Here is a 15,924-nt window from a genome sequence, read left to right on the forward strand (position 1 = left end):
TAGATTAAGCAATTTAGATTCCGTTTTTTCTAAAACTTCAAAGAACCACAATAAAGCGGGCTGTTTTACCAGCAGAAGCAAACTAAAATTGTAAAGATCCTGGCCACCGCCTTGCTACGTACCAACGTTAGCACTACCCTTTCAATACAGCCCTAGCTTTCTTTTAATGCTTTTCTATCTATAGGGATATACCATGCACTCTGCTAACTCAAAGCCATCTATTTTTCGCTTCACTTTTATTGGTTTACTGTCGTTTCTAATGCTTTCTTGTGCCACTGTGAACAAGAATAATAAAGAGTATACAAAGGGCGGCCAACCCGGTGATATTTTGTATAACTATGTTCACGCGAATATTAGTGATAATAATACCGTGAACTCATTACTAGCTAATTACAAAGGCCCGAAAAACCTATCAACCGTTGTTGAAAAGTACGACGACGAAATAGCTCAACTGTATAAGCAAAAAGTGTTATCACGTAAGCCATCACTTAGTGAAGAAGCAAAGAAAACGCTGTTCGCCAATTTAACCTCTAACCAAGCCTCTGCGCTTTTTGCTTTGTATCCAATCGATACAGCAAAGTGGATGAAAACAATTTCAACGTACTCGGGCTTAAGTAAGAACGATATTTATGAGTCGGCTATTACAGCGGGCTTAGACCCTTCGATAGTTTTTGCAGCTTCGGCTTCTGGCTTTGAAGATACTGCTACACCACTCATTAACTCGATAGGGTTAGTTATTTACGGCCAGGATGAAGAAAGTACTGCCGCCGTTAAATTTAGAACCGAAGATGATACTTATTGGCGTGAAGGGCTAGATTTATCTTGGGAGCCCATTTACGGGTCGTTCGCTGGAAGCATAGTGTACCTAGAAGCAGACACTACATACCATATTGAAGTGACAGTCACGAATGCTTATGGCGATATCGTTGAACATTCCTTTCAAACAACCACGAAACCAAATACGCCCCCTATCGACCCAAATAAAATTTATTACCTTTCTGAAATTTACTCTGGCGGTCAATTGGACTTAGAAGCGCTAAATATAGAAGGCAGCGAAGATGGCTATGCAAAAATTATAGGCGACGGCCCCGTTATTGAAGCTGGCAACGATGTACTTGCTGCTGTGAATATTGGTAACAACTCGTATGTTATGCTAGAAAACCTTACAGTTAAGGGCGGGCAACGTTACGGTATATTTGCAAAGAAAGCACACCATATCTGGATTAAAGGATGCAACGTATCGGAGTATGGTAGAGAGGCCGTAGATATTAGAAACGGTGTAGCCTATTCAAGTACGACTAATAATTCACCTATCAATTACGATTCAGGTATTTACCTAGAGCGAAGTGGTATTGCTGTTATTGAAGAGTGTGAAGTCCATAGCCCTAACTTAGGTGCGAATAGCTGGGCAGTTGGTCACCCTAAAGGTGCAAATGCGCTTCAAGTTTGGGCATACCACGACAGTGATGCCTACAGGGGCGAATTCATTGTTCGAAATAATCGCTTTTACGGCGCGCCAGAGCATAGGTTCAATGATGTTATTGAGGGCAGAAAAAACTTCGAAAGACGTGGTGGCTTCGTTAAGAACTCGGCAATCTACGGCAACTACCTAGCCTATGCAAATGATGACTTAATAGAAATAGATGGCGGCCAACAAAATGTGTTGGTATACGATAACGAAATGGAGCAAGGCTATGCTGGTATTAGCATAGCGCCGAATACTTTGGGACCTAGCTATATATTTCACAACTACATACATAATTTAGGTGATGAAACAGGCAAAGAGTGGACTGCAATAAAAGCTGGCGGGTTAATTTCTAAACCAGCTGGTAGAACATTCATATTCGAAAATGTCATTGATGTAGAGCGTAACGGCATAGCTGCATCAAAAGTAAATAATGACACGACATTTTGGGTTACCACCCAGAACAATATTATATTGACTAAGAATACGGGCTATTCAGTTGGCTACTGTATTTTTGATAAAGAAAAATATGTAGGCAGTACAAGCACTAACGACCTTTGTTTTAATGAGAACTCTGGTGACGCAAGATACGAATTTAATTTAGATAACGTTGTTGAACACCCCTACTCCGATGATTTTGCTTACATAGAGTCACTGCAAAGCACGTCTGAACCTACTCTATATGTACCCGAAGAATTTAAAATACCTAACTTTTCTACGGAAGTAGCGTTACAAGCAGTCGTAGTGCAGCCACCAACAGTGTGGGAATTTAAAGCGAGCGAGATTGAGTACACGGGTTTTCCTAAACAGTATCGCTACGGAACTACAACAATTACTGACGACAATACAGTCATTTTAACCGGTAACAACTGGCAGATGTTTCCTATTAGCTACGTACTAACCGAAGACTCTGTATTAGAATTGGAGCTTGAAGTAGAAGGTAACCCAGAGGTAGTTGGTATTGGATTTGAGACAGATACTAAGTTAAATAGCTCTAGAGTGGTTAAATTTTATGGCAAACAGGCTTGGGGGATTAGAGGTGAAGACTCCTTTGCACCCAAATCTAGTGCTATAACTTTTCCTATTGGGCAATATGTGAAAGGTAAAGTGAACTATTTGATACTAGTACTAGATAATGATGATATTGAGAGCTGGCGCAATAGAGATAAAGCAGTTTTTCACACGATAAAAATTACGGAATCTCAAGAATAAACAGTTCTGTGTTTTGTAAGAATATAAAGTGGGTTAGCAACGTAGCAATACTGTACACAGTGAAAAGGTGTCATAACCCACTTAATAGTTTACGTTAGATATCTTCCTATCATCTTTAATATAAAGGAACTTTCACCTAAAAAATAAATGCTCTTTTTGTCCAAAAGCCTCAGCTTGATTGCAGCTGCAAACGCTCTAATAATTCTATTTCGCTCTACGAGAATTAGAGATCGGGTTTGCTTAGAATATGTTAGTGCCAAGTTGTTGCTATTTAATAGGTCAATATAATCGTCGAGGGTATCTAATTTTTGACCGCGAAGTTTTTTAATTTGTATACATTCGAAATCTAATTGGCTTGTAGCCTCATAACCTAGCTTTATCAGCACATCACCAGTTATTTCTTCAACCTGTTTTAATAGGTTTGATGGCATGGACTTTTTCCAACGCCCAACGCTAGAAGTATCTATTTTACCAAATATGTCTTTTTTCCAAGGCTCACCTTCCGAAGTTATATCGGTAGCATTACTTCTCGATAGAACCGCTCTATCAAATTCTTCTCCAATAAATTCGAACACTTTTTTCAATGTTGTTTCACTTTCAGTCACTAATTTTTCGTAACTAACAGTTAAAAAATTGGGGCTGTTAAATTCATTATCGATTTGTATAAACCATGACGAAATAAGAGCTGCATTATCAATAACAGAGTTTGAAGCCCAGGGGAGTTTAGGTATCGAAACAGAGCTATCACGAAGATCTCTATGTATCAGTATAATCTTCGCTGAAGGAAACTCATTTCTTATTTCTTTGAGATGTTTTAAATGATTGGGTGTTTTCTCAAGCCACCTACTTTGCGAACTAGTGCTTTTCCGCTCTACGATAGATTCTAACATGGCTTTTAGAGAAGGCTCTTTCTTTGACAGTGCGGCTTCGATGTCACTAGTATTTTTTCCGTAAAGTTCTAACACACTCTGATCTGAAAGCGTCAACCTATTCTTCATAAGTAGTGCGGCTTGGTGGGGCCAATTTTCAGACTTCAACGCCTCACTTAAGCTAGAACTGTTCAATCCAATTTTATTGAAAAATTGCGTTTCTGCGCCAGAATAAATGTTCGGGTGTGAAGCTAAAAAAGACGTGAGTAATGTTGAACCAGATCTTGGTGTCCCTACTACGAACAAGGGCGCCTTCCCACCTATGTCATTCATAACGTTTCCTACTGAAAAATTTACACTACCTAAGCAAATATGGCGCCAGAAAGAATTCTATGAGCCACTTCAGTAATCCCCCCTAATTTTATGGAGAAAGAGGAAATGTGAGATCTATCCAATTGTGTGAAAAGTATCTATTTAGTAACACTTATCTAGGTGGTTTAGTCCTGTATGATGTTGCAAACATAAAAAAAGCCAATCGTTTCTGATTGGCTTTGGTATTGTTTATGACAATAGATTAAGCTTTGCGACGAATACCAGCTAAACCGATTATTGCTAATGCGAAGATCATCACTGTAGAAGGTGCGTTCGCACTAACCACGTTTGACCCAGGCACGGACAAAATAGAAATATCGTCTAAGCTAGTTCCTGAAAGAGCGATACTGCTTTGTCCGTTATCATCAAAAGTTAAAAATGTGAAGCCGTCGATTCCAGAGAACGAATCAAAGATAATATCTAAACCCCAAAAGTCACTCGAAAAATTTGAATAAACCAAGCCATCTGTTTTGTCAGCAGCATACGAAAAAGTTACGTTAGTACCCGTTGCTGTAGAAACTACTGGGTCTCTGTTACCCGGATCGTCAACAAATATCACCTCGCCATCGTTACCATTGATATCGAAAACGATGCTACCAGCATCACCACCTGGACCACCAAATATCATGTAGAGGCCCAAAGCGTCAGAATTGTCTAAGGCGAAGAAAGCAACAAGTTCGTTTGCTTGTTCAAAACCTGTGTTAGCACTCCAATCTGTAAAATTGTAAAAAGACTCAAAAGTCTCTGTCAATTCTAGAGCTTGAACTTCTTCAGAGCCATTAAGAGTGATTATCGAAGCGCTTGCACCAACGCTGCTACAAAGCATTAATAAAGCTGCTCCGGCTTTTACTAGCATATTTTTCATTTTGACCTCAAAAATATTTGCACTATAAAATTTGAATTAGGGGACTAACTTAACTAAACAAATCAATACAAAAACCATGCCAAATATAATAACCTATAATTTCAACAACTTAAAAAGACAGTTTATTGAACTGTAAAATATTACGACACCTTTTTCCGGTCTTTAGAGAGCATAAATTTTAGTTCACTTGAGTATGACATTGTGTAACGATTGAATAGCGTAAGCATTATCATCGGAAAGAGTACTCCCCCCGCGGCAACTAGACCCAATAGCACGAAGAGATCATTCGGGAAGAAATTGTTTAAATAACTCTTTACTTCCATAAGAATTATGAACATAAGCAGTGATGCACTTACAGGTGGAAATACCTCTTTAGATAAAGCAACTACGTCTATAGGAATATGCCTACGCACAATATAGAGACGGATGGGCAATAGAATAAACGCACTAATCACTATACTTATAAGCATAATCTTGATGCCGAACCATATAGTCGCACCAGCGACGATTACGCTACTTACTATGTTAAGTAGAGTTAAATTAAAGGCATCTTTTGTTTTACCATTAGCAATCAGCAGATTTGGTAAGAACCACGCAACTACTCCTGGAATCATACCAAATATAGAAATCGTCATATATTCGGCACTGGGAGCAAATTTATCTCCGAAGGCCACGGTAACGAATGGATCGGCAATTGCGGCTAACCCCATAAATATAGGTAATACAATAATCGCTGTTACAGCGACCATTTTTGTGTATAGGCTACCCAGCTTGTCTTGTTCTTTAACTCTAGAAAAGCTAGGAACAACCATTGTATTAATAGAGCTCATCGTAACTTGGCTTACAACTAATTCTCCTTTATGGGCTGCCGCTAAAAGCGCAAAACTTGCAGGGCCTAATACAATACCTGTAAACATATTACTCGCCTTGCGATGAAGAAAGTTCATTATTGTCATTCCGAAAAGGGGCAGGCAAAAGCTGATTAACTCCTTATTGTCACTTTTGTTAAAGTGAAAATAAGGTTTGAATTTAGCTACATAAAGCAGAAGAAAATATTGGACTATTGCGTTAACCAATTTTCCGATAATTAGCGCCCAAAGCCCATAACCATTTTCGGCCAATACTATAATCGTCACAGCAGAGATTAGGGTTGCACAGAACTTTGCTACGCCCATTTGTTTGTTTTTAAATTCGCGAAGTAGTTTACCACTTACCACAACCTGTAAGCTTGTGACTAGGGTAATTGGGGCGAGGCTGGCAACAACCCAAGCAGCTAATTCTGAATAAGAGTAATAAGCAATAGGCGCACCTATACCCAGAATTCCTAATACAACTATCATTCCCATACCAGCAACGAACGTCATTGTGCTGGCAGCGTATCTGTCTTCCCACTTGTCTCTTTGAACTAGATTCTGATTAACCCCCGCATTTACAAGCGTATTGGCGAATTCAATGAACAGAAAACAGAAACCAGCCAAACCGAATTCTTCTAAAGTTAGAACTCGTGCCAGATAGGCATATACAAGAAAATCAACGACGTTGATCCCTGTTCTTGTTAAAGACGTCCAAATGCTACCTTTTGTAGCTTTTTTCTTAAGCGACATTTATTTCTCAATAATTTAACTGGAAGGGGGTTTACGAAACTATTAATTAAGTTCTATTTGCTTCTTTTCCTAATTGAAGCTGGAGGAACTCGCTCATGCTGGTGAGAAAGATTAAAAAAAGTAGCCAAGTAAGACTTACCTTACGTTTGAAAGGAAAACTAGCATTCATAAAAGTCTTCTTTGTTCGCCCTAAAAACATTTTAACTAAACCAACACAAAATCGTAGTTTACGTCCTATGCTAGCCTTTGAAAGTTCTGCGTCCCAAGTCCCTCCTACTACACGCTTTCGTTTGATTAACAACTCTTCTTTATTGCGCGATGGGTGAAAAACTTCGGCTTTTTCTGAATATACAATTTTGCCACCGGAGCTTACTACTCGCTGACTAAACTCAACGTCCCCGCCAGATTTTAACTTTTCGTTAAACCCGCCGTGTGTTTCAAGTAATTGCTTTGTACAAAACAAATTTGCAGTTATGCACTTGCCGTTTTTAGCGTTCTGATCTTGTTTCATAGAAAACATGTTTTCAAAGTCTAGAGCACATTGTTCAGTATTTTTTGCGCTATCTGAGAAAAACGATACTTTTCCTGCGACCACAGTCCTTCCACTTTGCGCTTTCCAACAATCAAGTAGGCTATGAAGCCAATTTTCAGACACTAGACAATCGGAATCTGTAAATGCCACAAATTCGCCGCTAGCCAATTTTAACCCTTCGTTTCGGGCTGCATAAGATCCAGGTGTTAGGCATTGAATAAGGCGAAACGCTTTATCATCTAATTCAGAAACTAATTTTTGAAGAAATTCATAGGTACCGTCAGATGAACCATTATCAATAATAATCACCTCATATTCATCTTTAGGAAAAGCCATGGCACTTAGCTTTTCTATACAAAGGCCCACTCTATCAATATCGTTATAAACTGGAATTAAAACGCTTACTTGTGGGGGATATAGGGAAGCACTGTTATCTGAATTCATTCTATTTTCGTCCAATACTCTAGGCATTATTTATAACCGTATTCCAAGCTTCGACTACTCGGTTTTCACCGTAACAAGCTAACACCTCTTTGCGAACTTCTCTTTTAGATACAAAAATAGTTTGCAGCAAATCCTTTGAAATTTTCCCAATATCTACTAGATGAACAAATGAATGCTGCTCACTTTTGACTCTTCCAAACTGACTTGAATTCACTAGAACGTTACACCCTTCACCAATAGCATGATAAAAAGACCCTGAACTTATCATAGTGTTATCCGAATGAGGTAATAGGACAAACTTTGATGCCTTCAACATTTCATTCAACTCATCACTTGAAAGAAAGCGATTATCCCAATCAACGTTTAGGCCTCGTTCTTTAATTATCTTTTCTAACTTCCGAGTGTAAGATAAATCAGAGCACTTCCCCGCTATTTTCAAGGAAAGTGACGAAGGCCAGTCGAGAAGAACTTTATCCAAATTTTTATAAGGCTTTATCCCACCAAAAAACAACACATCTATCGTATTTTCCTGCTCTGTTTCTTCTTCGTCCTCAATAAGTTCATTGTTAGATTTATACAACGGATGAATAAGAGACGGAGAAGAAAAGTAACTCTCTAGTGATATTGGAGGAATGTTTAGCAATGAATATAACTTGCATAAAAAATCGAAGCGCTTAGTGCTTCCTCTGCTATTATGGGGCCTAAAGTTATGCTTTATCCAAATCACTTTTTTCGCACATATTTTTGAAAAGATGACTAATAAAACCATTTTAAAAAAATACTGAACAGTAGTTTTATATGACCTGCCATATACTCTATCTTCAACCCAGTTCAAAATCACAATGGCTTTCTTAGGGCGGGATAATAAATATCTAATAAAAGTTAAATCTGTAGGCTGAACATCGTAACCTAACTTATGGAGTGCTTTTTTATTTAAGTCTAGAAACTCATTTTGACTTCTTGGTGGATACATAAAAGCTTTTTGCATACTTTCCTGCTTCATTACGCTAATCCCAACTTAGTTATTTCCTTCGCTTTTATTCCAACTAAATACACTATATCGCCATAGGTTTTTTCATTACTTTTCTACGCAAAGCTCTAAAGAAAAAGTCTACCGTAGCTTTGAAACCGACAAGCTTTATTGATAGAGAAATCCACCCCTTTTTATCTTCCTTATGTTTTAACGAAAAGAGTATTTGCTCACTAACACGCTTTTTAAACCAGTAATCGCCTAAAAATTCCTTGTGCTTGTATGCTGAAGCTAGCCTAGGGTAAATATCTTCAGGGGCTAATTTACGCACTTTAGCTCCAATTCCATCTTCATTTTGAAAGCGATATAAAAACAATGCCTCTGGAATGTTCCTAAAATCCATTCCTTTCGTGAATAACCTCACAAACATATCCCAATCTTGTCCGTTGGGTAGGGTTTCGTCGAATTGCAGCTTTTCTAAAACTTCCTTGCGGCAACTAAACCCAGACATTCCACAATATGTATTCCCACGTAACAATGATGTTTTCGTTACTTCTACATCACTGTTAATAACAACAACATTTTCTTTTCCCAGTTGCTTAAATCCAGCAACTACCGCATCGGCTCCGCTTTGGTATTGAGCCGAAATTTCATTCAAATATTCTGGTAGCCAAATGTCATCATCATCTAAAAAAGCTATAATTTCGCCAGAACATTCTTCGATACCGATATTTCTGGCTCTGTTAGCGCCACTTCTCTCTTTCAAGAGAATGTGTTTCGCATTTACTTTGTTAATAGCATCTAAAACACATTCGTATGAAATATCAGAGCAGTCATTGACGATAATGACTTCTTTTGGCTTCAATATTTGCTTTGATATACCAATTAATGCTTCTTTTAAGAAAGCCGGTCGATTACACGTAGTGATTACAACTGAAATGTCCAAATAGATTCCCTTCTAACATCATGGAATAAACATATTAGCTCAAGCTATGATACCAAATTTTTAGCATGACCGAAGGTTGTTGTGGCTATACTTTCCCAGTCATACTTATTTAAAAATTCCTCTCTATCAAGACTTAGGTTTAGACTCGATAAGGTAGATAATTTTACAGAAAGCTCTTCAACGTTCCCCACTTGAAAATAGCTATCGGCAGGTGCTTCTATATCAATATTGGGTGAAATATCGCTCAGTAACACTTTACTACCAGCACTTATCGCCTCTAATGCTACAATTGGAAGACCTTCATGATACGATGGTAAAACAAAAACTGAAGCATGCTGATACAATGCTTTCAACTCGTCTCCCGAGCGCCTTCCGGCAAATATAATGCTTGCACTTGCAGAACGTTTTAAACTTTTCGAATAGTCATCTTCATGATCTGCATCACCAACAATTACTAATTTTGGTGAAACGTTAGATTGTTTATAAGCTTCTACAAGGTCGTGAAAACCCTTTTCGGGAACTAGCCTACCAACAGTTAAAATATAACTATCCGCGCTGATACCTAAATCTTTTGGTAGATAGTCGGGCGTTATCTTTCCTGTAAGTGTAGGCAACATACCATTGGGAACAAAGCTAATTTTATCTGAATGTTTAGGAAAGCTATGTTTAAGCAATTCACTTAAGCTTCGCCCTACTACTAATACTCTATTTCCGTAGGTGATCCCCATCTTTTCACCAAACTTTAGTACCTTTTTAGCGAATGGACTCCACTTTTGCCTGTCGTAGTCTGCCCCATGGTGAGTAACCATAACCTTCATACCAAGTAACCGTGCTAATGGCGTAAATAGTGCCGGTCCTATAGCATGCAAATGCACAATATCTGGTTTTACAAAAAGTCTGGCATAAATAATAGCAATAAAGGTATGCAAGAAGGTTTCTAGCAATTTGTGCCTTAGCGCCCAAACACTAATAACTTCTACACCTTCATATTCATATCGCTTCTGACTTACGTACGGCGAGCGCGCCAGAACCGTAACATCTGCGCCTTGCCTTACCATTTTAGGGTAAAGCTGTTGGCAATGAGACTCTATCCCTCCCATAACATCTGGAATACCGCGTAGACCTATTGCGCAAATCTTCATAAAACTAATCCGTTGTAGTTAATAGTGCTAACTGGTTTCTAAAACTATACCGCGCTTTTGCTGGGGCAGTATTACCTAAAGAAACGCCTATCAAAATTGCGAAGAATATTAGTCCTTCTATATTCCATAGTGGCATTGTTGCTAAATTCATTGTTAAAAAGCCAATTAAAGATAGTGGTAAGATTTTTGACAAGCGTTTGTCTTTTACACCAGCGGTAATAATCAAAGAATACGAGCATAGGAAAAGAAACGAGAACAGCCCTATGTATCCGTATTCATAAAAGTAAGAAACATAAGTGTTATGTGCGTAATGCTTAAAAACACCATTCCACGCCTCTGGTCCATAACCAAGCAATTGTTGAAGCAAGTCTGAATTTGTCAGCGCATCTATATATTGGCTCCACAAATATACTCTTGAAGACATTATGTCTTTCTCAGCTTCAGTAAAATAAGCAGGTGCTTTAAATATTAGGTCTAAGTTCGATGCTAACGTTCCAACGTCGGCAAACCTTTCCCTCATCGTAAAAGAAAGTGCAACGAAAACAAAAATCAGAAACATAGAAACCACTGTTAAAACAGGGGCTTTTTGAGATGGCTTTAAACGCTGTTCTACTAACGAGTAATAGAATATTGCAGCGATGGGTAAAATTGTTAACACTGCGGTTCTGTAATTAACGAGTATAAGAAGAAAGACTGCTACCGTAAAAAGTGTAGTTCGAAACCTAATAGCATGTCTTTCTGTTAACCCAAGTACAAAGATGAAGCTAACTATTATCATAGAGAAAGCTGCTTCGTGGTTGTACCCGCCAATATAGCTAGCCGAGCCGTCATTCTCTGTAGCTTTCACTTCCCCAAGCACTATAGACAGCACTTGCATTGCTACAGGCATAAAAAAGCACACTAATAGCTTTTTGAAAGTAACACTGTGACCTTGAGCCCTTACAGATAAAAATATAGCCCCAGTTAACACCAAGAAATAACACCATTTAACTAAGACGTTTATAGTGCCTGGAATCAACATGTTGACAAAGCCACTTATTGCAATGGCAAGAAACAGAAAGTAGAAAGGAAGTAGTTTACGTAAGGTAAATACTGCAAACGGCAGAAAGAAAAGCCCAAGCCCTGCAACCGATATACTTGAAAGCGCATTAATCGAAAAACCCGCTACCAAAGAAGGGTAAGTAATACTATGAAACGCTGACAAAAAGAATCTTAGCCATATAGCGCAAATAGCAAACGCTAAATATTTATTGCAGTTCCCCGTTATGGTGCGATACACCATAATGAAGCTTATTAGGCCAACAACTACCTTTAACCCTTCGAACATGTTTATTTACAAACCTTTTCAATAATGGCTATTACTTTTTCTTGAAAGGCATTGTAAGAAAATTGCTTTGCACAGCTTTTGCTCTTAGCAGCGTAAGATACCCGAACAGTTTCATCACTGAATGAGCTTAACGCGCTTGCAACACCTTCAGCGTTATTTAACTCACACAGAATACCGTTTTTTTCCTCACTAGCGCCAGTTACTCTGTAAGGATATTGTTCGGCAATAATTTCCGCAGGGCCCGACTCACAGTTTGTTGCTATTACTGCTTTTTCTAAACACATAGCTTCAACAATGGCGTTAGGAAACCCTTCAGCATTCGACGTACTTACAAAGTATTCGGCATTACTTAAATAAGGGTATGGGTTTGCTTTAAAGCCAAGAAACTGAACCTTGCTATAAATTCCTAGTTCTTTAGCTTGCGCTTTAAGGTTTGCTTCTTCATCGCCTACGCCCAAAATCACCAAGCTTTCTGCTATGTTTGCTTTGGCGTAAGCATCAATAAGCAGAGAGAAGTTTTTATTCTTAACTAAGCGCCCTACTCCAATAATGTAAGGTTTAGTTGGTAGGTCCGACACACTTTCTGAAGCCTGGGCCTGAAGCTGGTCGATATCGTAGGGGTTGTACAATACCGATACCTTATCTCTTGATACTGAATAGTTATCGATAAGGTCAGCTCTTACACCTTCAGATACAGCTACTACGCTGTCGGCTTTATTGTATAGCAAACGAACTAACAAACGGCTTACACTATCCTTTAGGCCGCCAGAAAGATGGCTTGTTGTATTAACGCGCTCGCTTATTATAGCTTTAAACTTTAAGCGCTTGGCTAACGTAACGTTCAAGAAGTTACTTCGCGTTAAAAAGCTAAAGCAATATTCTGGGTTTAGTTCTGCTAAAACAGGCTTAAGCTTTTGATAACCTGAAACTAAACTGCCTTGGGAATTAAGCACTATTTTATTAACGTACTGGGGGCAAACTTGAGATTCGGGCAAATCGTCTAGCAGAATCAGATGTACAGGAATGTTTTTAGCAACGAAATAAGATTGCATTATGGTTAACAGTTTAACCATTACTCGTTCAGCGCCACCGCCTTCAAGTGAATTAATGATAAACACCGCTGGACGCGCTGAGTACTCCATGAAAGTTCCTTTTCGTTGTAAATTTACTACAAAGCTTGGTAATGATACCAGAAGGTGTGCAAGTTCATAACCCACACCCTGTACTTATATGTTTAAAATTCTATTCGAAGATAGGTTAAACATAAAATGTGCCAAAAAGATCAATAACGAACAAAAAAACTTTATGGCTTCCAAAATGCCTTTCAAGTTCTTAATAAGTTTGCCATCATTGTCTTATTGGTAGGCAAGCTATGCTATCGCATGGTAGTGAAAGATTTTTTACACTTGCCTTAATCTATTGCACAAAGTACCCACGGTTTGCACCAAAAGAAACGTTTTTGCTTTCCTTTTCTTACCCATTCAACTGTGCGCAGCATGCTAACCGCTGTTCGCTCGGCTGTTGTTGTAGGTCTTACTTTACTTGCGGTTACATCGCCAATCGCCCAACAAAAAACCGTTTTCACACCGCAAGTTTATGACCGTATAGGCTCAATTTATGGAACTGAAGCTAGCGAAGACGTTGCTAAATGGCGACAATTAGTTACTGAGTTACAGAGCGAAGACTTAGATGAAAAGCTTTATCAGATAAACCGCTTTTTTAACCGTTTTGATTTTGTAGACGACCTTGTTCACTGGCAACAAAAAGACTATTGGGCAACGCCAATTGAGTTCATTTCTACCGGTGCTGGCGACTGTGAAGACTACACTATTGCCAAATACTTCTCTTTAATTGAACTTGGCGTTCCTGAACAACAGTTGCGATTAATGTATGTAACCGCCTTAGAATTACGCCAACCCCATATGGTTTTGGCGTATTATGAAACCCCAACCTCTATTCCACTTGTTTTGGATAATATAAATAGGCGTATATTGCCTGCTAATAAAAGAAGAGATTTGTCACCCATTTATAGCTTTAATGGTAATGGCTTGTGGGCTGCAAAAGCTATGGGAACGGGCCGTAAGCTGAGGGGAAGCGGCCCGATGAAGATGTGGGACGATATGGTAGAGCGGCTAGACCGCGTTATGTACGGAGATAAAGAAGAATAATGAGACTATCTACCCAACTAAGTACAAGCTTACTCGTTTTTTTGATACTGGTTTTTGCTGGTTCTTTCATAATTAACGTTAAGTTAACCAGAGAGTATGTAAACGAGCAGCTTGCTACCCACGCGCAAGATACCGCGACTTCGCTGGGGCTATCTATTACCCCATACTTGAGTGAAGACAACGGTATAGCGGTAGCCGAAACCATGGTCAATGCTATTTTCGATAGAGGGTTTTACCAATATATAACCATTACCGATATGGAAGGGAATTTACTAATTGAAAGGCGCAACCCTAATACCATTGATTCAGTGCCAGACTGGTTTACTAACATTGTGGAAGTTACACCACCGGTAGAGAAAACTGAATTGAATAATGGTTGGACGATGGCGGGTGAGCTTGCGGTTCAAAGTCACCCAGGGCTTGCCAATGAAACCTTGTGGGAAAGCGTTAAACAAAGCGCGTTTATGTTTTTTGCAGCCTTCGTGTTCGCCTATATTGCCCTGCTGTTTATCATCACTGCCATTACAAAACCCCTTCGCATCGTGGTAAACAAAATTGAAGATATTCAAAATCAAAAGTTTTCCCACATTAACTACAAACCTTTCACGAAAGAACTTTCTTTTATAACTCAGGCGGTAAACAGACTTTCTTCGTCTGTTGAGGTAATGTTTAAAGAATTAACCCAAAAGGCCGAGCAGTTCAGAATTCAAGCTTTTGAAGACAGTCTTACCGGTGTGCAAAATAGAAACGCTTTCACCCGTCATATGAACGCGCTACTAAGTAAAACTGCCACCTCGGATGAAGGCTACGTAATTTTAATACGTCTTGCACAACTAAACGCTATTAACATGACATTAGGCGCACAAGATGGTGATAAGTATGTTACTGGTGTGGCCGAAGAGCTTAAAAACTTCTCATCTAGTATTCAAGAAACATCATTTTTGTTTAGGATATCGGGCGCTGATTTTGTGTTAGTTACAGAGGCTATGACAAAGCAAGAATGTGAAGCGCACCTTCAGGTACTTAATACCACCTTGTCTCACTACAACCCGCTTAAAGATGGCAGTAAGGCAGTATGGATAGGTGCAGCGCAATTCAATGACCAGCAATCTTTTTCTGAAATTATGGAAAACGCTGATAGCGCGCTTATGGCAGCCACAAAGCAACCCAATGGCTGGCAATTTGCGTCTGAGCTTTCTCACATTCACAGCAATACGGCGTGGAAAGAACGGTTAAACCAAATTTTGCACCAGCAGTACGCCGATATACTTATTCAGCCTGTGATGAACGTTGAACAAAACTCGCCCGCTTATTATGAAGCGTTTGCGCGATTTAAAGACAGAGATACTGGCAACCCTATACCAATGGCTCAATTAATTCCGGCGTCAGAGCGTTTGAACTTAATTCCTGAGGTAGATAAGTTGGTGGTAAGCCTAGTGCTTAATAAGCTAGCAAAAGATAAACGTAATGTTGCCATTAACATTGCGAACGCGTCGCTAGCTAATGCTTCGTTTAGACAGTGGTTATTAGGTTTGCTGAACCAAAATGAAGCGCTATGCACTTATTTGATCTTCGAATTAGAAGATTCTGCGTTAATACATCATAAAAACGATGCGGTATCATTTTGCAAGTCGCTGGTTAATTTAGGCTGCAAGATAACTATTGAACATTTTGGTGACAATCTTGCATCATTAGTTGGATTGAGGGCTATTCAGCCTCATTTTGTAAAAATTTCCGGCAAACTTACGAAAGATATTCACTCAGACAAAGACAGTCAGCTGTTTGTAAGTAGTTTATTGAGTATCGCTCGTGGGTTAAGTATTAATATTATTGCTGAACTTGTTGAGAATGAAGCGGAATGTGTCGCTTTATCAAAGTTAGATGTTTCATATCAGCAAGGTTTCTATTTTGCGAAACCTTCGCTGTGGCAGTATTAATACACGCGTAAAATGAGCATAAGTGAATAGATGTACAACAAAAGCGAGATCTTGTACGTTCACTTGTTGTA

The 15,924-nt window shown here is 38.9% G+C and carries 12 protein-coding genes; 3 read left to right on the forward strand and 9 right to left on the reverse strand.

The window, feature by feature from the left end:
* Positions 1 to 193 precede the first annotated feature (193 nt).
* Complete coding sequence (locus ACYTPF_RS01990) at positions 194 to 2,677, forward strand: right-handed parallel beta-helix repeat-containing protein (RefSeq protein WP_461851017.1); 2,484 nt, start codon at positions 194 to 196, stop codon at positions 2,675 to 2,677.
* Between the two features lie 89 nt (positions 2,678 to 2,766).
* Here ACYTPF_RS01990 and ACYTPF_RS01995 read toward each other — a convergent pair whose 3' ends face one another.
* From ACYTPF_RS01995 to ACYTPF_RS02035, 9 genes are all read right to left on the reverse strand, one after another.
* Positions 2,767 to 3,879 carry a sulfotransferase family protein gene (locus ACYTPF_RS01995; RefSeq protein ID WP_461851018.1) on the reverse strand — a complete coding sequence of 371 codons (1,113 nt, stop codon included), beginning with the start codon at positions 3,877 to 3,879 and terminating at the stop codon, positions 2,767 to 2,769.
* A 241-nt stretch (positions 3,880 to 4,120) separates the two neighbouring features.
* Complete coding sequence (locus ACYTPF_RS02000) at positions 4,121 to 4,783, reverse strand: hypothetical protein (protein WP_461851019.1); 663 nt, start codon at positions 4,781 to 4,783, stop codon at positions 4,121 to 4,123.
* Between the two features lie 140 nt (positions 4,784 to 4,923).
* The gene (locus tag ACYTPF_RS02005) at positions 4,924 to 6,387 is read right to left on the reverse strand and encodes an oligosaccharide flippase family protein (protein WP_461851020.1); all 1,464 of its coding nucleotides are present in this window, start codon (positions 6,385 to 6,387) and stop codon (positions 4,924 to 4,926) included.
* A gap of 46 nt (positions 6,388 to 6,433) precedes the next feature.
* Positions 6,434 to 7,363 (reverse strand): glycosyltransferase family 2 protein, encoded by a 930-nt coding sequence (locus ACYTPF_RS02010; protein ID WP_461851021.1) that lies wholly within the window; start codon positions 7,361 to 7,363, stop codon positions 6,434 to 6,436.
* 19 nt (positions 7,364 to 7,382) lie between these two features.
* Complete coding sequence (locus ACYTPF_RS02015) at positions 7,383 to 8,366, reverse strand: hypothetical protein (protein ID WP_461851022.1); 984 nt, start codon at positions 8,364 to 8,366, stop codon at positions 7,383 to 7,385.
* 52 nt (positions 8,367 to 8,418) lie between these two features.
* On the reverse strand, positions 8,419 to 9,279 hold the full coding sequence (locus ACYTPF_RS02020; RefSeq protein WP_461851023.1) for a glycosyltransferase family 2 protein: 861 nt from the start codon (positions 9,277 to 9,279) through the stop codon (positions 8,419 to 8,421).
* A gap of 44 nt (positions 9,280 to 9,323) precedes the next feature.
* The gene (locus ACYTPF_RS02025; protein ID WP_461851024.1) at positions 9,324 to 10,421 is read right to left on the reverse strand and encodes a glycosyltransferase family 4 protein; all 1,098 of its coding nucleotides are present in this window, start codon (positions 10,419 to 10,421) and stop codon (positions 9,324 to 9,326) included.
* A 4-nt stretch (positions 10,422 to 10,425) separates the two neighbouring features.
* Positions 10,426 to 11,748, reverse strand: coding sequence for an O-antigen ligase family protein (locus ACYTPF_RS02030; protein WP_461851025.1), 1,323 nt, complete (start codon positions 11,746 to 11,748; stop codon positions 10,426 to 10,428).
* A gap of 2 nt (positions 11,749 to 11,750) precedes the next feature.
* Positions 11,751 to 12,890, reverse strand: a complete 1,140-nt coding sequence (locus tag ACYTPF_RS02035; RefSeq protein ID WP_461851026.1) for a glycosyltransferase — start codon at positions 12,888 to 12,890, stop codon at positions 11,751 to 11,753.
* Positions 12,891 to 13,187: 297 nt separating this feature from the next.
* On the opposite strand from ACYTPF_RS02035, the gene ACYTPF_RS02040 reads away from it, so the two are divergent.
* Together ACYTPF_RS02040 and ACYTPF_RS02045 are read left to right on the forward strand one after the other, a co-directional pair.
* The gene (locus tag ACYTPF_RS02040; protein WP_461851027.1) at positions 13,188 to 13,916 is read left to right on the forward strand and encodes a transglutaminase-like cysteine peptidase; all 729 of its coding nucleotides are present in this window, start codon (positions 13,188 to 13,190) and stop codon (positions 13,914 to 13,916) included.
* On the forward strand, positions 13,916 to 15,853 hold the full coding sequence (locus ACYTPF_RS02045; protein WP_461851028.1) for a bifunctional diguanylate cyclase/phosphodiesterase: 1,938 nt from the start codon (positions 13,916 to 13,918) through the stop codon (positions 15,851 to 15,853). Before ACYTPF_RS02040 ends, ACYTPF_RS02045 begins: the two co-directional genes overlap by 1 nt.
* Positions 15,854 to 15,924: the final 71 nt, after the last annotated feature.

This window comes from Alteromonas sp. HB246098 (assembly GCF_054890645.1).

Bases quoted from the DNA above. Each gene is read 5' to 3' on its own strand.
- ACYTPF_RS01990 (WP_461851017.1), top strand. From the start codon at position 194: ATGCACTCTGCTAACTCAAAGCCATCTATTTTTCGCTTCACTTTTATT.
- ACYTPF_RS01995 (WP_461851018.1), bottom strand. From the start codon at position 3,879: ATGAATGACATAGGTGGGAAGGCGCCCTTGTTCGTAGTAGGGACACCA.
- ACYTPF_RS02000 (WP_461851019.1), bottom strand. From the start codon at position 4,783: ATGAAAAATATGCTAGTAAAAGCCGGAGCAGCTTTATTAATGCTTTGT.
- ACYTPF_RS02005 (WP_461851020.1), bottom strand. From the start codon at position 6,387: ATGTCGCTTAAGAAAAAAGCTACAAAAGGTAGCATTTGGACGTCTTTA.
- ACYTPF_RS02010 (WP_461851021.1), bottom strand. From the start codon at position 7,363: ATGAATTCAGATAACAGTGCTTCCCTATATCCCCCACAAGTAAGCGTT.
- ACYTPF_RS02015 (WP_461851022.1), bottom strand. From the start codon at position 8,366: ATGAAGCAGGAAAGTATGCAAAAAGCTTTTATGTATCCACCAAGAAGT.
- ACYTPF_RS02025 (WP_461851024.1), bottom strand. From the start codon at position 10,421: ATGAAGATTTGCGCAATAGGTCTACGCGGTATTCCAGATGTTATGGGA.
- ACYTPF_RS02030 (WP_461851025.1), bottom strand. From the start codon at position 11,748: ATGTTCGAAGGGTTAAAGGTAGTTGTTGGCCTAATAAGCTTCATTATG.
- ACYTPF_RS02035 (WP_461851026.1), bottom strand. From the start codon at position 12,890: ATGGAGTACTCAGCGCGTCCAGCGGTGTTTATCATTAATTCACTTGAA.
- ACYTPF_RS02045 (WP_461851028.1), top strand. From the start codon at position 13,916: ATGAGACTATCTACCCAACTAAGTACAAGCTTACTCGTTTTTTTGATA.